We start from the raw sequence: 16,533 nt of genomic DNA on the forward strand, positions 1-16,533 counted from the left end.
ATGACCAACCAAAGCTTCCGTGACTCCACCCAGGCGATGTTCCAGTCGACCGTGGACAAACTCGGGCTCGATCCCGGCCTCGCAGAGAAAATCAGAGTCGCCAACTCGACCTACACCGTGCGCTTCGGTGTGAAGCTTCGTGGACAAATCCACACCTTCACCGGATACCGCTCTGTGCACTCCGAGCATCGTGAGCCGGTCAAGGGCGGTATCCGCTACGCCCTCTCGGTCAACCAGGACGAGGTTGAAGCGCTCGCCACTCTGATGACCTTCAAGTGCGCCCTCACGGATGTTCCCTTCGGTGGCGCCAAGGGCGGCCTCTGCATCGATCCCACCCAATGGTCCGTGGATGAACTCGAACACATCACCCGCCGGTTCGCCTACGAGCTCATCAAGCGCGACCTCATCCATCCGAGCCAGAACGTCCCCGCCCCTGACATGGGAACCGGGGAGCGTGAGATGGCTTGGATCGCAGACCAATACGCCCGGATGCACACCACGGACATCAATGCCGCCGCCTGCGTCACCGGAAAGCCAGTCGGCCAAAACGGTATCCAGGGTCGCACAGAAGCCACCGGCCGCGGCGTACAGTACGCTCTCCGGGAGTTCTTCCGCCACCCTGAGGATGTCTCCGGCGCTGGGCTGTCCGGAAACCTCGAAGGCAAGACCGTGATCGTCCAGGGCCTTGGTAACGTCGGATACCACGCGGCCAAGTTCCTTTCCGAGGAGGACGGAAGCAAGATCATCGCTGTGATCGAGCGGGACGGCACGGTCGTCGATCGGCACGGCATCAACATCGAAGCACTCCATCGGCACATCCGAAATACCGGCGGCGTGGCTGGCTACCCCTCCGGCCTCGTGCTCAGCGCAAAAGGCCCCGCCCGCTTCCTTGAGGAAGAGTGCCACATCCTGATCCCGGCCGCAGTCGAAGGCGTGATCAACGAGACCAACGCGGCGAACATCAAGGCAAAGCTTGTCATCGAGGCCGCCAATGGGCCCACCACGGCCGGGGCCAACGAGATCCTGAAAAACCGCGGAGTCACCATCATCCCCGACCTGTACGCGAATGCTGGCGGCGTGATCGTGTCCTACTTCGAGTGGGTAAAAAACCTTAGCCACATGCGATTTGGCCGCATGCAAAGACGCCTCGAGGAGACCCGCAACGGGATGCTCGTGGATGAAATCGGCAGGGTTCTTTCGTCGAACGGTCTCTCTGGCATTTCCGCAGAGTTCAGGAAGGACTTTGCAAGGGGAGCTTCCGAGCTCGACCTGGTGCGATCGGGCCTCGATGATACGATGCGGGAGGCCTACCAGGGCATGCGGGCGATCTGGAGGGCGGATGATCGCTTCGACGATCTTCGCTCGGCCGCTTACGCTCTCAGCATCCAGAAGGTCGCCGCGGCCTACGCGGCAAAGGGACTCTAAAGAAGACGAACCCGCTCACTACCAGTGAGCGGGTTTTCCTTGCTAAAGATCAGTCTGCTTCCCTCATGAGGTCGACGCCAATGACGAAAGCCAGCGCCCTTGAGACATCCGCCTTTGAACGTGGGCACGATGCTCTTCAGGAGATCGGCGTTTGTTCCCGAGATGGCGAGCGGTTTTGCAGAAAAGGCAGGCTGCCACGATGTTGTTCGCAGCGTCCGAACCTCCGTCCGAGCGCGCTTTGAGGTGCTCAGCCGTGCATCGCAGCGACCTTGGCAGGCTCCGCCCTTCCTGTCCGCCGTGCCGGTGGGCAGAGTTCCCCTTGTCCCACATCGGCAAACCACAGTAAGAGCAGCGCCCTCCTTGGGCTTTCATCTTCGATCCTCGAATTTTCTTGATTGAACCCATCCTTCGGGCCTCCATTCCATTCCAAATGAAACGAATGCGCTGCGCCCTTAGGACGCCCCCCGGACGGAAGCTTCATGCTCGCGCGATCCCCGATTTATCGTGGGTTCGCTTCCGGACGATGAAACCGCAAGAAGTCGGATCGGCCCTTTTGAGCTTGATCCTGGCGACGTGGGTGACGCCATCATCACCTCAACGATACGTACACTTTACGGATATCGTCAACTGGGAATTTCTAGACAGGAAGCCGGCGGGTACAGATCAGCCGGATGTCTCCTCGGCAAATTCCGATATCATCGAGCTGGCGGTCTGTCAGCTGCTCGAGCTGCGTCCTGGTTCTCTTTGCATCTGACGATGCCTTGACCCAGGCAACGATCCGGGTCGCTGCAGCGCAAACGCCGTGGCCGGGTTTGAGGCGTCTGTCGAAGGCGTCGTTTGAAATCGCATGTGCTGCCATTGGTGTTCTCCTGTTGCTGGCAACCGCCAAGTTGCCGACTTCTGCCTGAACACAACCGCCAGAGAGAGATAACGGACATGCGACGGGCGCATGTCGACTCTATGACCAAGCGGTTTTCTCGCTAGAACCGAGGGGCCGCGGATACCTCTTCACCACAATCCATCGAGACAGCCACCGCCCGTTGAGCCGCTTTCTGCTGAGCCTGTACGTGGATGGCATAGCCGGACTCTGAAAACCCCAGCCCGCCCATGCAGGTCTCCAGATCGCCTTCCCAGGCCCGGTCCTTAAAGTGATCCGCGTAGGCCAGGATCATTTCGACGCCAAGCCCACTGCCCCGATGTTCTTCGTCAATCCAGCTGGAAAAACGATAGTAGAAGCCACAGATGTCACCAGTCGGCTCCCGTAAGATCACCGCTGGCTCATCAGCGCTGTCGACCGCGTGGATCGAGTATCCATCAGCGCAAACCTCGATCAGCTCGCCTTCGACAGGATCGACTTCAAATAAGAATTCGTAGGCATCCGACCGACCATCGATGTCGCAGAAGGGCGACACCATCGCCATCGACATGACCTCTTCGAACTCTTCGGACAAAAGCACTGACATTGTGCACTCCCCTCACCTTTCGCGGGAAAAATACAACCAGTGCGGAAACTCGCAAGGCCTTGCGTAGAGTCAGCGACTGAACAGGTCGTGAACGATCTCGACCTGGTCCGCCTCGTTCGCCTCCAACAGCCTCTGAACAGATTCCAGGGACCGCAATCCGGTCATCTCCTGAACATTGCGGATGCTAAGACCCTTTTCCGCTGCTGCTCGACCTGCCTTGACGATGAACGTCGCCCGAGCGGTGAGCGCCGACGCATTCGGGATGCCGGCCTTTTCCATGACTTTCCAGAAAACATAGGAAATGCTGTCCGTCCGCATGGATCGCAGGTCCTTCGTCCCCGGGTACTTGGTTGCCTTGCCACCGTCGACGGCACGTTCCGAGATAATCAGAGGGTCCGCCGGCACCGCCGGTGCATTCTCAAGCAGGCTATGTATCGCGTTCCACAACCTGCCATCTCGCGGCATCGGGATGACCCGCGGCATACGATAGGTTCCGGGCTTTGCCCGCAGATCGATGGTTTCGCCCAGCAGGTCGTCATCCCCATAGACATGGTAACGCCTCAGGTAGCAGATCTCGAGGGGTGTCAGGCCGGCATCAGTCCCCAATAGAATGATTGCGCGGTTCCGGATGGGATACCTGGTCGTCTCCGCAACCTTGAGCATCGCCGTGATGTCCGCTTCCGACAGGATGCGGATCCCGTTCACCCGACCAGAATTCAGAATCTTTTCTTTCGGCGTTCTCTCTGGCATCTCGCCACCTCTAACTTGAACAAAAGACCTGTTCTGTACCATACTGTCAAAGCACAGCAGGCATAGCAATAATGATTTCCTCCCCAGTAGCAGCCGCCGAGCTGCTTTCAGACGACGACCTGAAGAAGACCGCCCTTGACTACCTGAAGTCCTATGAGACCACGCAGGCTCACTTGAGAACAATCCTTCTTCGGAAGGTCCAACGGAAAATCAAGGGAACAGCTTTCGAGGCAGCCGACTTTGACGACGCTATCACCCGAACCATCCGGTACTGCCACGAGAAAAACTATGTCAACGACACGCGCTTCGCGGAGCTATTTATCGACAGTGCGCGGTCGCGAGGATTCTCCAGGCGCAAGATCGAAGGGAAGCTCAGGACCAAAGGTCTCAACCCGGACGACTTCCGGGATCTCCTCACCGACCATTCCGTAAGCGAACTCGACGCCGCCGTTACCTTCTCACGGAAGAAGAAGATTGGTCCTTTTCGTGGCCATGACCAGGATCAGTACCGACACAAGGATCTAGGCAAGCTGGCCCGGCAAGGTTTCAGCTTCGATGTCTGCAATCAGGTCCTGGACGGGAGATTCAACTTTGAAAATTGACAAGAATTTTCTGAAACGGCGTGGTCAGTCGAGGAAACCTGCGCCGAGCGGCGCCGAGGAGTCCGTTACTCGACCGAGCCAGGACAATGTGCGAGACCTGCCGTGGTTTCAACTTTTCAGAGACCGCGGATACCCGGCAGCCAACATTCCAACCACACAACCTCCGAAGGGTCAGAGCTTCGTCAAGATCGAAGAGTGGGTGACACGAGGCGGGTGGATTCATCCGGAGGATACCGATCTCGCCATGGATATCTGGCTGCGCCGTGTAGACCCGTTCAACTATGTTCCACCCGCTCCGAAACCGGTCCAGACCGGAACCCCCTCTGCACCGGTCACGGAAGACGCTGGGTCAACGTCTCCAGTTCCGAAACGCAGGAACAAGTTTGCCAAGCGGAGATCCGCAAGCAGCGCTAAGGCGGCTCCCGCCCCCTGACCCGCTCACGGGTAGCTACTGGTTGCTCGCGACAGTTCGTCACCGATCGACCGGCGCTTCCACTCCGCATCCTGGACGAGCTTCTCGATTACCTTCAGAGGTTCGAGCATCGATGTATTTTCCACAGAGAACCCGCTCTGTGTCGTAAGACCTGTAACGTCAAGACTTATGGCTCCGCCCTTGTAGGCGGACCCATCTACAGAGAACTGTAGAGTCCGTGTTTCTCCTGGCTGGAAATGCCCGTCGAATTGCACTGTCGCAGAGCCGATGGCCTCTGGGGCCGACCAGCTCTTCGACGGGTCTTTCGCCCCGACCGACAAGACGAGGCTCTGCAAGTCTTCGTCCGTGGAGTTGGTGGCTTGGACCGTTACCGAGAGCTTCGCTCCATCCCTCTCAACGCTCGGTTGGATGAACGACACGAGATCGAGAATTTGGCGGATTTGAACATCCTTCTGCTTGATGGACACCTGCTTCTCACGCAGGGCTTGGATGTACGTGTAGAGCGCGTTTTCGTACTTCGTCACGGCATTCGCTTGATGCGCCTGCCCGATCTTCTGAATGCTGTCATAGGTCATTCCCCCATCGCTCAGGAGATCCCGGCCGGCCTCGTAGAACATTTTCAGAAACTCGTCCGAACCGGCTTCGGGTAGATCCGCGAACGGGTCTGGCGATGGCAGTGCCTTGCGGAAGTCATCTACCGATACGTCAAAGTTCTTGAACGCGATGGTCTGGGCCATCCCTCTCATCACCGCTCGGTACCGGTCATTCTCCGAGCTTTGCAACTTTCTCAGGTCCGGCGCGAACCGTTGGGAAAACTCGTCAAAGCTCCTCGCCAGGAAAACCGTCGGGTAGAGATCTTCAACCGCCACTTCCGTGGCGCCCGAGTTGTCGCTGCCACGCTCAGGCCAACATCCGCTGGTCATTCCCACCGCAAGGCTCAAGGTCAACGCCTGTGCCAATCTCATCCTTACCGTCTTCATGGGCTATCCGCTCCGGCTTTTCCGGATGAAAAATGGTCTGTATCGGTTAACGACGAGTATCGCCCAGGGTATCCCGTGTCATGAAAGGATCCGCCCCTCGAGCAGAAGGAGGATCCCCTGCCCGGCTGAGTTCCGACGGATAGCAAACACCCGGCGATCACGTCAGGCAGGTCGTATATCCAGATCAGAAACATCTGTAATCGCCCAGAATGGGGTGTTCTGTGGCGTTTCCGGCCTCATCCTATGTCCATCCCTACCTGGAGGGTGGAAAACCTTCTCTGAGGGGCGTACGCGTCTTTCGGACGTAATCCGGGCTGATAAGGTTCTCTGGCCGTGATGAATGTGTCCATCTCGACAGGCCGAGAACCAAAAACTTCATGGTGCCGGTCATCCTCCTCCTTCGTAGTCGTCCCGACTCTCAACCGTCAGATTGTTTGAAAACCGTGCTGAACGGCTCCAGTGGTTGTCCGAGGGAACACCTGAAGCGTTGGTATCAGTCAGACGAAAGGTACCTTGGCCCGCCAAGATACCGAGGATCCCGCTATCCGTGAGGAATCTCTCGTGGTCGCTCTGAACGCTATCCTTTGGTCAATCCATAAACCGTCCCCGAGATTGCCCGGGAGAACGTCAGAGAAGCGCCTCTGTGCCGTTTCCGTCTCTTCCGGGGGGTGTCCCCTACCACGGGGGAGGAAACGTCTCTACGGGGCGTTTATGCGCCCCAGGTACCGAACGTCATACGCGAAGAAGGTACCTTTCTTGGGTGGTGTCGGACAGGCAGGTCTGCAGATCGTCGGGATCCGATCTACCAAGGAGGAATCCTCTCTCACAGGTGCCGAACACCTCTGACACTCGGCAAGGGCCGGATCGGTGCCAGTACTACGTTCGGGAGAGCCGCACTAGGTACCTGGAGTAGCGCTTTCGCGCTGCCATGGGACTCCATCCGGGACGACACCGAAGGTATCTTGGGTCTGGTCAACAGGGTCAGATACCAATCATACCCGGGAGGGACCGACCAGACCATGGGTAACCGGCAGATCCAGACAGGTCCCCACCGTGTTGTCAGAGATCGGTGAGACCACGAGGCGCTTTCCGCGCCGTAGGGAATCTTACTAGGCTGGCCGGAACCCAAATATGGGACCGTCCAAACCATGGGTAACCTCAGATCCGGACAGGTCCCTACCCTCTCGGCGGAGATCGGTCAGACCACGAGGCGCTTTCCGCGCAGTAAGGAATCTTACTAGAGCGGCGGGGTAGACGTTCGCGAGAATGGTGTATAGTAATACTACACGCATGCGCACACACGAGCGTGCGTACACACGCCCACGCGCATACGCCCACACGCGCGCGCATTTCTCTATTCATAGGATTTTGCCGGTCCCGCAATGCACTGAGAATAAAGGATAAAATGGCCTCTTAAGATTCTTTTGAACTACAGATTTTATGAAGATAACTACAGATTTTATGTCAACATTTCCTCAAAACCCGGTTCTTCAACTACAGATTTTATCTAAATCACTCATTTTTTCGGTTGACTTTGAGTGATGCAAGAATAGAAGTAAAGTATTCTTCATAAAAACTGTAGTGAACTATCTACCCATGTCAACATCCAAGAATAGCGTCGTTGATGGCTCCGTCCGAAAGAGCTATGACCTCATCATGGCCCGAGGAAAATACCAGCTTGAACTGCAGGACATGCGAGTCTTCCTCTTCCTTCTCCATCAGTCGCACAATCGTGACGACCGATCGCGCCTCCAAAGGGTGAAGGTGGTCGACGTCTTGCAGTACATTGGTCACACGAGCATCGATTTGCTCGAGCGTAGCCTCAAGAATCTTACCGATGTGAAGATCGAGATCGACTATCAGGAAAACGGCGTCCCACATTCTGTGGGCTGCCACTTCCTGTCATATGATGTCTCGCGCACATTCAATGGATACATCGAGTACGCCTTCGATCCCATTCTCATGCGGTTTATCTTCGATCCCAAGATCTACGCGAAGATCAACATTGCTCTCTTCAAGCAGTTTCGAACAATCCAGGGCGCAAAGCTCTTTGAGATTCTCACCTTGTTCCAGAAGCGCAAATACCGAACGTGGCAAGTGTCTCTCGAGGAATTCCGCGATAGGTTGGGCGTTCCGGCTGACCAGTACACAAGGTTTGACAACCTTCGGCGCTCTGTGATCGACAGGGCTGTTGACGAATGCAACAGCCTTGCTCCGTTCGGAGTGCGCACCAGGTACATCCGGTCCGGGCGCGGGGGAAGGGTCACGGAAATCGAGTTTGCGATCATTCCTCGACGCGAACTCCCCGCTTCAAGCGTGCCTGCCAAGACCAAAAAGGCAAAGAACCGCGACGCGCTCACAGTCGACATGCTGACTGGTCACACAGATGAAGAAATCGGCCGCGACTTGCTTGTCTCCGATGAGGCGCTCGATGAGGCTATCTCCCTGTTGGAAGCCCATGGACAAGGAGATGAGGACCTACAGTCCTACATTGACGAATGGCGTGAAGCCGCAACCGAAGAAGACATTTCTTCCGGCCCGAGTGCTTCCTTCCTTCGCTGGCTGCGAGTCCGCTTTGAAACACAGTATGCTTCCAAGTCGGGAATCCTGGATGCTGACAACCTCGAACAACTCATGATGGAATACCAATGACCCAAATCTCCGCAGAACTCGAAGCTCCCCTCCGCCGCATTCATGAAGCGTTGGAAGCGTTGGAAGTCAGCGACACGATGAAGGCGATGGTGAGCAAGGAAGCAGAAGGCACCAGGTTCACTGCCGATTTGCTCTACCGGGAGTGGGTCAACGACGTTCTTGGGCGCCCTGCCGATCACCCGGTTCGTACAGAGTCCCTCGCGAAGCCCGACGTACACTACTTCCGCTATGCCGAAAGGCGGGTAGAAGAGCCCCAGATGCCCTCACCGCGTCTTGTTCGAAGGCTTATGGACGAATACGGCGTCGAGATCGTAGCACCTGTTCGGGAGTTCATCTGGCAGCGTCAGATCAACTGGGCGAAGCGGCTGCAGCGTCATCCGAATGACGACGTGGTGGTTTTGGCGAAGTACTTCCTCATGGATGCAACAGGTAACGACTGTGATACCGCTTTCGAAGGTTTGGTGCGTTACCAGCAGGAGCAATACCAGCCTGACACCTATGAGGATCTGCGCAAATTCGACGAGGACGATGCAGCCCTTTACTCGATCCCGGTCGAAGATCTGGAAATCTTCCCCGCCTGCATCGAGTATACCCGATGGAAGCGCGGTGAGAAGCATGCTTCCATGCCGGACCACGCGAAGGCCCAAATCGCTGCAGGTATTCGCAAGCAGTATCAGCTGGCGCAGCAGGCCGAGCAGATCTCTTCGCTCAAGCGTTGGTACACTGACCATCCGATGTACCGCAATGACATGATCATGCCCGAAGCCGCCAAAGTCGGCCTGCAGTCCGACGATATTCTTCTGATCCATTCTGAATTTCTACTTTCCTTCGAAAAGGAAGGTGTTCCGGCAGGAAACGAGACACCTGAGCTGCGCTTCATGTCGATGATGCAGCAATACGTCCGTGACGGACGCTCGCTGCCGGACCTGAGCGCCGAGGAGACGGCTCGACGCCGGTCAGAGATCGCATGTCTGTTCTCGAGCTGGCACCGGAAGTTGACCGACAGTCATCTAACGCTGCAAGGAGGCGATCCTGCAGTTTTCAAACAATGGCAAACCCTTTCGCTAAATGGAGAGCGCCGGGTCCCCGACGATTGGCTTCTCGATTACTACCTGTTCTTGTTTTCTCGGCTCGCCGCGTAGACAAATCTCCACCGATCCTTTACGAAGAGACCAGAAACCAAAAGACACCCCATGAGCACTGATTTTTCCTTTTTCGACGACATCGTAGGGCGTGCTGCTTCCAAGCCTGCCAAGCCCAAGCCAACTGAACAGCTGGAAGACAAGGCCATTTGGCCGGCGCAACCTTCGGCCAATGCCGATCAGAAGCGTCCTGAGGCCCCGATTTCGTTTGAGGCTTCACGCTTCAGCTCCGACCGCTGGAATCCGGACCAAGACACCATTTCGGCTCCGGACGAACCCTTGGGGGGCCACCGCCAGGCCCCCCGGAGGCGCAAACCGCGCCCCCTATCGTCAATCGGCGAAGTTCTTGAAGTCCCCAAACAAGCCGTTGAACAGGCCGCGACGAAGGAGGAGATGCAACCTCTCCTGCCTGCGCCGTCCCCCGAGGAGTTCGCACGTGCACGCAAAAAGGAGATGGCCAACAGGGTCCAGCCTCAAGACGTCTCCGAGAGTTCACGAGCATGGTCGAAGACCGTCGAGACGATCAGGGCAATCTGAATTTTGTTCTTGACGGGCTCGCCGCTTATCCTTATTTGTGCCGACAAGACACAGAATTGGATAAGACAACATGCAGATTTCGCTGCGCAATGCCAACGCCATTCAGCGTGAACTGGCTTCCCTGATCTCGGGGCTCGAGCAGACCCCCGAGTTCGAGGTCAATGGGATCGAAAACCCACTCAAAGACGTCGACCATCGCTCCAAGCGCTGGGTGCTGCATCGGGAGCAGGCCGATGACATCCGGGAGGCCCTTTACGGTATCCGCAAGTCGGTTTCGGCGGCCAACCACGTCTCCGGCCTCAACGATGTCCTCGCCGACATCGCGAAGACCGAAGAGTCGATCAAGGTGACCAAGCGAGCGCTTGAGGCCAAGGAACGACCGAGCTCGGAGTACCTGATGGGTGCACACAACAAGCTCGCCGAGGACAAGTCGGAAAGCGTCTATCGCATGGGCGCAGAAATCCCGACGATCACCTACGGTCTGCTGACCTTCGAGCAGCGTGAGTATCTCACTGAAGAGCTCGCTGACCTGCGCCGCACCCTGCATCGGCTCAAGGACCGGTCCCTGCAGCTGAACCTGAACACCCTGATCGATGTCGCGCCGGCGACCGAAGAAATCCTTCGGGAGAACCGCATCATCTGATCACCGAGACGATGGTCACTGGCCCGCTCTTTCTCCTTGGAGCATCGAGGGTCGGTGATCGTCCGGGAAGGGACCGATCGCTCGCACAAACAAGCGGTTCATGAAAGAGTACGCAATCCGGGTTCGATATGAGGTGTTGACCTCTTGCCCGTTGCTCCCCGGTCGTCGGACTCTCTGCACTTCGCCCGTTGCCAATTGCTGGTTCCCTGGACCCCCTATGGACCTGCACATTGTTCCGCGCAGCCATCGCCCTTCCCACCAAATACAGAGGGCCTCCCCGGTAGCTCCAGGGAGGCCCTTTCCTGTAGAGACATCTCCGTCCTCTTGAGCTACATCCGGCCCGCGGAACTTGCTCTGAAGGAGATTGAGGTGGTGATGATTGCCCTGAGGAATCACTTTCGTGCCTACTTCGAAGACAATGTCGAACATTGGCGAGGGGCACTTCCGCACCAATGGGCACGGTTTCTTGTGGACTGCCCGTCCCCAAACATCGACGAAATCCCAGCGCATGTCGAGGTCGATGACCGCTGTGTGATCTATCCCAGCTTTCGGCCAGGAACGTACCCAGATGCCAGGCCAGATGCTCACCTAATGAGGGCTTTAGAAGGCCTTGATCCCGAGGCGGTTACGGTCCTCGTGCTTGGGCAAGACCCATACCTACAGGTAGCGCAGGCCACAGGTCGCAGCTTTGAAGATGGGCAATGGCGGAATGGCCAAGACGCCCCACAGGCTATGGCAAGTGCGCAAAAGAGGCTCTATACGGCCGCCTGGTCGACTCAAGATGGCATGCAGGGGTACTTCATCAAAGGCGGTTGGCCTAGGTTTGTAAGAGAACGCCACAATATGCCTGGCTCTAGGGTCTTTTTTGATCAAGCAGCAGCTAACGGAGTGCTCTTCCTGAACGCCGCCTGGACGCGAACGACAACAGCTCAAGTCAAGTATCACCTGAGAGTCTGGGCTCCCGCAGTTCACGGCATTATTGCTCGTCTCGTCGACCGACCCGTGACACCTCTGGTCATATGCTCTTTCGGCGATCCGGCTCTTCAAACTGTTCAGCAGAGCGGGTTCGCCCGTCGGGCAGAAGCTGAACCGGCGCGCTTTCGACACATTCACAATACGCACATAAGTTGGATGCGCCTAGTACCGGACGAAAACTTCCTAAGGTTGTCCGCGGAGTTCTTGGTAGGCCGGCACGCGCCTATTTGGTGGCCAGTGAATGACCCGTAGACCACTGCATGCCTTACCTCCCATAGACGTCCAAGTAGTTCGCGAAGCGCTTCTAGACGACGACAGCCAAGGTCTCGCCCAGCGCTCCCGCGCTTCGTTGGTTGTGCGGGTTTCGCCGCATGCAGTTTCTGTCATCGGTTCGGAGATAGGAGCACGAGATCGAAAGTCCCGCATGGCATGATGTCATGAACCAAACGTTTCCTTCATCATGCTTCCCTATTTTCTGGCATCCTGTTCGCCCCTTTCGGGCAGGACAACGAGAGGATGATGCCAGTGACCGACACCAACACGACCGACCAAACAAGAAAGCTTGAGTTTGCTTCGGAAGCAGGCTCCGCACGTTCTAAGTGGGTTGCCGGAATTCTCAGTGTCGCTCTCGTCGCGTGGATGGGCAGTGGCTATCTCATCCCTTCTCATGACACAGACGCCCACGAGGAAACGAAATCTCGAGAGGTTGCACCTGTAGCGGTATCGGTGCGCTCGAGCGTTGCTGAGCAAGTCACCCATGTCTTCTCTGCCGAAGGTCAGGGTCAACCCGATCGAAGAACGCCAGTACGATCCGAGGCTTCTGCGCTGGTCACCAGCATTGAAGTTGGGAAGGGCCGAAATCTCGAAGAAGGTGATCTGATTGCGAGGCTCAGTTCGACTGACCTCGAGGCAAGACTTGAACAGGCCAATCAAGAGCTGGATCGCGCCCAGCGCGACTTCGATAATTCCGTGACCCTCCGGTCCCGCGGCGTGGCCACAACAGATCGCGTGACGGAGGCCCGCGCCGATCTAGCCAGCGCCCGGGCACAAGTGGCAAGCGCAGAGAAAGCTCTCGAGAACACTGAAATCAGGGCGCCTTTTGCGGGTCGTCTGGATGCGCTCGGCATCAACGTGGGAGAGTTCGTGCAGGCTGGCACAGAGGTTGGTGTCATGCTCGACTCTGATCCTCTCACCATCGAGATTCAGGTTCCCCAGCAATCGGTCGGCAGTATCCAGGAAGGTCAGCCTGCGGAGGTGACTTTTGTGACCGGCGAGCGACGTCTGGGAGAGGTGATCTTCGTCGGCGCTGACGCCAATACTGAAACTCGCACCTTCCCAGCTGAAATTCGTGTTCCCAACCCAGATCACGACCTCCCATCGGGCCTCTCAGCCCAGGTTCGAATTCCCACCGGGGAAATGCGTGCGCACTTCGTGTCTCCGGCTGTCTTGTCGCTGGATACCGATGGCGTCCTTGGCGTTAAGACCGTGGACGCTCGGAACATGGTCTCCTTCCTACCAGTGAAGGTTGAGCGGGCACAAGTCGACGGGCTTTGGATCAGCGGTCTTCCTCACAAGGTGGACATCATCACCGTTGGTCAAGGCTTCGTCCGGGATGGCGAAGTTGTGGCCCCGAGCAAGTCGACCATGACTGAAGCGACTGAGATCGCGGCAGAGGTGAGCCAATGAACGCCCTGATTGACGCCGCATTTTCCAGGTCCCGAGCGGTTGTCATCGTTCTTGCGCTCATCATGGCGGTGGGCGCACTGGCGTATGCCTTCATTCCCAAGGAATCCTCTCCCGAGGTTCCCATCCCAATGGTCTTCGTGTCGGCCGGCCTGGAAGGCATCTCACCTGAGGATGCGGAGCGCCTTTTGGTGGAACCCCTCGAGACGGAACTTGGCGGGATTTCCGGGTTGAAGGAAATGACTGCCACTGCGGGTGAGGGAATAGCGAGCGTTCAGCTTGAGTTCGATCCCGGCTTTGATGCCGAAGAGGCCCTCGGGAAGGTCAAAGATGCCGTCGACAAGGCCAAGGGCGACCTACCTGACGATGCGAATGATCCCGTTGTGCAAGAGATCAACACAGCGCTCTTCCCCATTTTGACTGCCATCCTGTCTGGGCCCGTCCCCGAGCGGACTCTGAATTCTCTCGCGGAAGATCTGCAGTCGGACATCGAGGGCATATCCGGTGTACTTGAAGTGGATATTGGCGGCTCCAGAGACGAGCTCCTTGAAGTTCTCATCGATCCAACAGTGTTCGAGACCTACAACCTGTCATTCGACGAGATCGTCAGTCAGATCGGCCGGAACAACCGTCTGATTGCGGCTGGAGCAATCGACAGCGGCGCCGGGCGGATGGTGCTCAAGGTCCCGGGTATGATCGAGGGCCTTCAAGACATCATGGAGATGCCGGTCAAAACACGCGCGGACACCGTGGTGACCTTCGGCGAGGTGGCCACTGTCCGGCGCACCTTCGAGGACCCGACCGGATTTGCCCGGATCAACGGCCAGCCCGCGCTTGCGCTCGAAGTGAAGAAGCGGGTCGGGTCCAACATTATTGAGACCATTGAAGAGGTCAGGTCCGTTGTCGAGAAGGCTCAAGCCGGCTGGCCGGAAAGCGTTCGCGTTACCTACATGCAGGACGAGTCCAAGCAGGTGAAGACCATGCTCAGTGATCTCGAGTCCAACGTGATTGCCGCAATCCTTCTTGTGATGATCGTGATCATCTGGGCTCTCGGCGTTCGGTCCTCGATCCTCGTGGGGCTGGCCATCCCAGGAGCGTTCCTTAGCGGGGTCGCAGCCCTCTACTTCATGGGCTACACCATGAACATCGTCGTGCTCTTCAGTCTGATCCTCGTGGTGGGAATGCTCGTCGATGGGGCCATCGTCACCGTAGAGCTTGCGGATCGCTATCTTCATGAAGGCGATAGTGCCAAGGACGCCTATGCCAATGCAGCCAAGCGGATGGCTTGGCCTATCATTGCATCCACGGCAACGACACTCTGCGTGTTCCTCCCCTTGCTCTTCTGGTCAGGCGTGGTCGGGGAATTCATGAAGTTCCTTCCGATCACCGTCCTGTTGACGCTGTTCGCCTCTCTGGTCATGGCGCTTGTGTTCATTCCGGTGCTTGGCGGGGTGATCGGGCGACGTCAGCCGCAGTCTGCAACGATGGCACGCCAGCTTCATGAGGCTGAGAAAGGTGATCCGCGGCGCATGTCCGGGTTTGCGGGTGCCTATGTTCGTCTCCTTGAGTGGTCCATTCTGCGGCCTGGACGGACTCTGATTTTTGCACTCCTCACCCTTGTTGGCTCTTTTGTGGCCTATGGGCACTTCGGCACAGGTGTGAGCTTCTTTCCCTCCGTGGAGCCGGACTTCATGCAGGTGCAAGTTCGCGCTCGGGACAACTTCTCGGTCTACGAAAAGGATGAGCTTGTTCGAGCCGTCGAGCACCGTCTGCTGGCTTATGACAGCGTGGCGAGCGTCTATGCCCGAACGGGCGGCACCTCACGCCAGGATGCTGAGGTGATCGGGACAATCCAACTCGAGCTTACCGATTGGGATACCCGCAAGCCTGCCCAGCAGATCGCGGCCGACATCCGCGCGGACATGGCCGACATCGCGGGTATCGATGTGCAGGCGCAGGTGCAGTCCCACGGTCCCTCGGGTGGCAAGCCCATCAACCTGCAGATCATCTCCAACGATCCTGCTGCTCAGCAATCGGCCGTCACCCGGATGAGGGAGGCCATGGATCGCATTGGCGGCTTCACTGACGTGACGGATACCCGCGCCCTGCCCGGGGTCGAATGGGAACTTGTGGTGGATCGCTCGGAAGCTGCCCGATACGGCGCCGATGTGACCCTTCTCGGCCAGGCCGTCCAGCTGCTCACCCAAGGCATCACAGTCGCTGACTACCGGCCTGACGATACCGATGGCTCCGTGGACATCCGGGTCCGGTTCCCCGCAGAAGAGAGAACCCTGGAAAAGCTTCAGAACCTGCGCGTCCCGACGAGCGCAGGTCTGGTACCAGTCTCGAACTTCGTGACCTTCCAGCCCATTCCCCGTTCGGGGAACATCATCCGCATCGACCAGCAGCGCGTGATCTCGATCGAAGCCAACGTGGCGCCCGGCCTTCTCGCCAATGACCAAGTGCTGGCCCTCCGCGCTCAAGTCGAGAAGCTTCAGTTGCCTGATAGCGTGAGCTGGTCGTTTGCTGGCGAAGCAGAGGATCAGCAGGATGCCATGATCTTCCTCGTTGGTGCATTCGCATCGGCGATCCTCATGATGGCAATCATCCTGATCGTGCAGTTCAACAGCATCTCGCAGGCGTTGATCGTGATGACAGCGATCGTCTTCTCGGTCGCCGGCGTGTTGCTTGGTCTCATCATCACAGGCAGGCCGTTCGGCGTCGTCATGGGCGGTATTGGTGTGATCGCCCTCGCCGGCATCGTAGTGAACAACAACATCGTGCTGATCGACACCTTCAACGATCTGCGTCGCGAGGGGATGTCTGCCCCAGAGGCCCTTTTGCGTACCGGCGCCCAGCGCCTGCGTCCGGTCCTGCTGACGTCTGTGACCACCGCACTCGGGCTGCTTCCCATGGTGATCGGGCTCAACCTCAATTTCTTCACACGGGAGATCGTCTACGGCGCCCCGTCGACTCAGTGGTGGATCGAACTGAGTTCCGCAATCGCAGGTGGACTGGTCTTCTCGACCATCCTCACCTTGGTTGTGACGCCCGCCATGCTCATGCTCGTTGAACGCCTGGGCGAGAGTAAAGGAGCGCGAACTGCTCGAAGGAAGGCTAGCCCTACGTAGGCAACGTTCTGGGCATCGGATCACTAACACCACACACCATCCCACATTTCCCAAGTAAGGCGCTGATTTCGCTGTCCTGACCATTATATTTCCTATATAAAACATGGTGTTGAAGGC

12 protein-coding genes are annotated in these 16,533 nt (G+C 57.5%); 8 read left to right on the top strand and 4 right to left on the bottom strand.

The window, feature by feature from the left end; translation table 11 throughout:
• Complete coding sequence (locus G0D83_RS22250; RefSeq protein WP_164196841.1) at positions 1-1,425, top strand: Glu/Leu/Phe/Val dehydrogenase; 1,425 nt, start codon at positions 1-3, stop codon at positions 1,423-1,425.
• 637 nt (positions 1,426-2,062) lie between these two features.
• Here G0D83_RS22250 and G0D83_RS22255 read toward each other — a convergent pair.
• From G0D83_RS22255 to G0D83_RS22265, 3 genes are all read right to left on the bottom strand, one after another.
• Positions 2,063-2,284 carry a DUF1127 domain-containing protein gene (locus G0D83_RS22255; protein WP_164196842.1) on the bottom strand — a complete coding sequence of 74 codons (222 nt, stop codon included), beginning with the start codon at positions 2,282-2,284 and terminating at the stop codon, positions 2,063-2,065.
• Positions 2,285-2,405: 121 nt separating this feature from the next.
• Positions 2,406-2,888: a hypothetical protein gene (locus G0D83_RS22260; RefSeq protein WP_164196843.1), complete on the bottom strand. Its 483-nt coding sequence runs from the start codon at positions 2,886-2,888 to the stop codon at positions 2,406-2,408.
• A gap of 69 nt (positions 2,889-2,957) precedes the next feature.
• Entirely contained in the window at positions 2,958-3,638 is a 681-nt protein-coding gene (locus G0D83_RS22265; protein ID WP_164196844.1) for a site-specific integrase, read from the bottom strand.
• A 71-nt stretch (positions 3,639-3,709) separates the two neighbouring features.
• On the opposite strand from G0D83_RS22265, the gene G0D83_RS22270 reads away from it, so the two are divergent.
• On the top strand, positions 3,710-4,240 hold the full coding sequence (locus G0D83_RS22270; protein ID WP_164196845.1) for a regulatory protein RecX: 531 nt from the start codon (positions 3,710-3,712) through the stop codon (positions 4,238-4,240).
• Between the two features lie 438 nt (positions 4,241-4,678).
• Here the strand turns inward: G0D83_RS22270 and G0D83_RS22275 are convergent, their stop codons facing one another.
• Positions 4,679-5,653, bottom strand: coding sequence for a hypothetical protein (locus G0D83_RS22275; protein WP_164196846.1), 975 nt, complete (start codon positions 5,651-5,653; stop codon positions 4,679-4,681).
• Positions 5,654-7,249: 1,596 nt separating this feature from the next.
• Here G0D83_RS22275 and G0D83_RS22280 point away from each other — a divergent pair.
• From G0D83_RS22280 to G0D83_RS22305, 6 genes are all read left to right on the top strand, one after another.
• The gene (locus G0D83_RS22280) at positions 7,250-8,305 is read left to right on the top strand and encodes a replication initiation protein (RefSeq protein WP_255455861.1); all 1,056 of its coding nucleotides are present in this window, start codon (positions 7,250-7,252) and stop codon (positions 8,303-8,305) included.
• Positions 8,302-9,447: a hypothetical protein gene (locus G0D83_RS22285; RefSeq protein ID WP_164196848.1), complete on the top strand. Its 1,146-nt coding sequence runs from the start codon at positions 8,302-8,304 to the stop codon at positions 9,445-9,447. The genes G0D83_RS22280 and G0D83_RS22285 overlap by 4 nt, the downstream gene beginning before the upstream one ends.
• 51 nt (positions 9,448-9,498) lie before the next feature.
• Positions 9,499-9,984, top strand: coding sequence for a hypothetical protein (locus G0D83_RS22290; RefSeq protein WP_164196849.1), 486 nt, complete (start codon positions 9,499-9,501; stop codon positions 9,982-9,984).
• 70 nt (positions 9,985-10,054) lie between these two features.
• Positions 10,055-10,627, top strand: a complete 573-nt coding sequence (locus G0D83_RS22295; protein WP_164196850.1) for a hypothetical protein — start codon at positions 10,055-10,057, stop codon at positions 10,625-10,627.
• Positions 10,628-12,127: 1,500 nt separating this feature from the next.
• The gene (locus tag G0D83_RS22300) at positions 12,128-13,288 is read left to right on the top strand and encodes an efflux RND transporter periplasmic adaptor subunit (protein WP_370457299.1); all 1,161 of its coding nucleotides are present in this window, start codon (positions 12,128-12,130) and stop codon (positions 13,286-13,288) included.
• Complete coding sequence (locus G0D83_RS22305; RefSeq protein WP_164196852.1) at positions 13,285-16,416, top strand: efflux RND transporter permease subunit; 3,132 nt, start codon at positions 13,285-13,287, stop codon at positions 16,414-16,416. Before G0D83_RS22300 ends, G0D83_RS22305 begins: the two co-directional genes overlap by 4 nt.
• Positions 16,417-16,533 lie beyond the last annotated feature (117 nt).

The organism is Salipiger sp. PrR003 (assembly GCF_010500785.1).
GTDB lineage: Bacteria > Pseudomonadota > Alphaproteobacteria > Rhodobacterales > Rhodobacteraceae > Salipiger > Salipiger pacificus_A.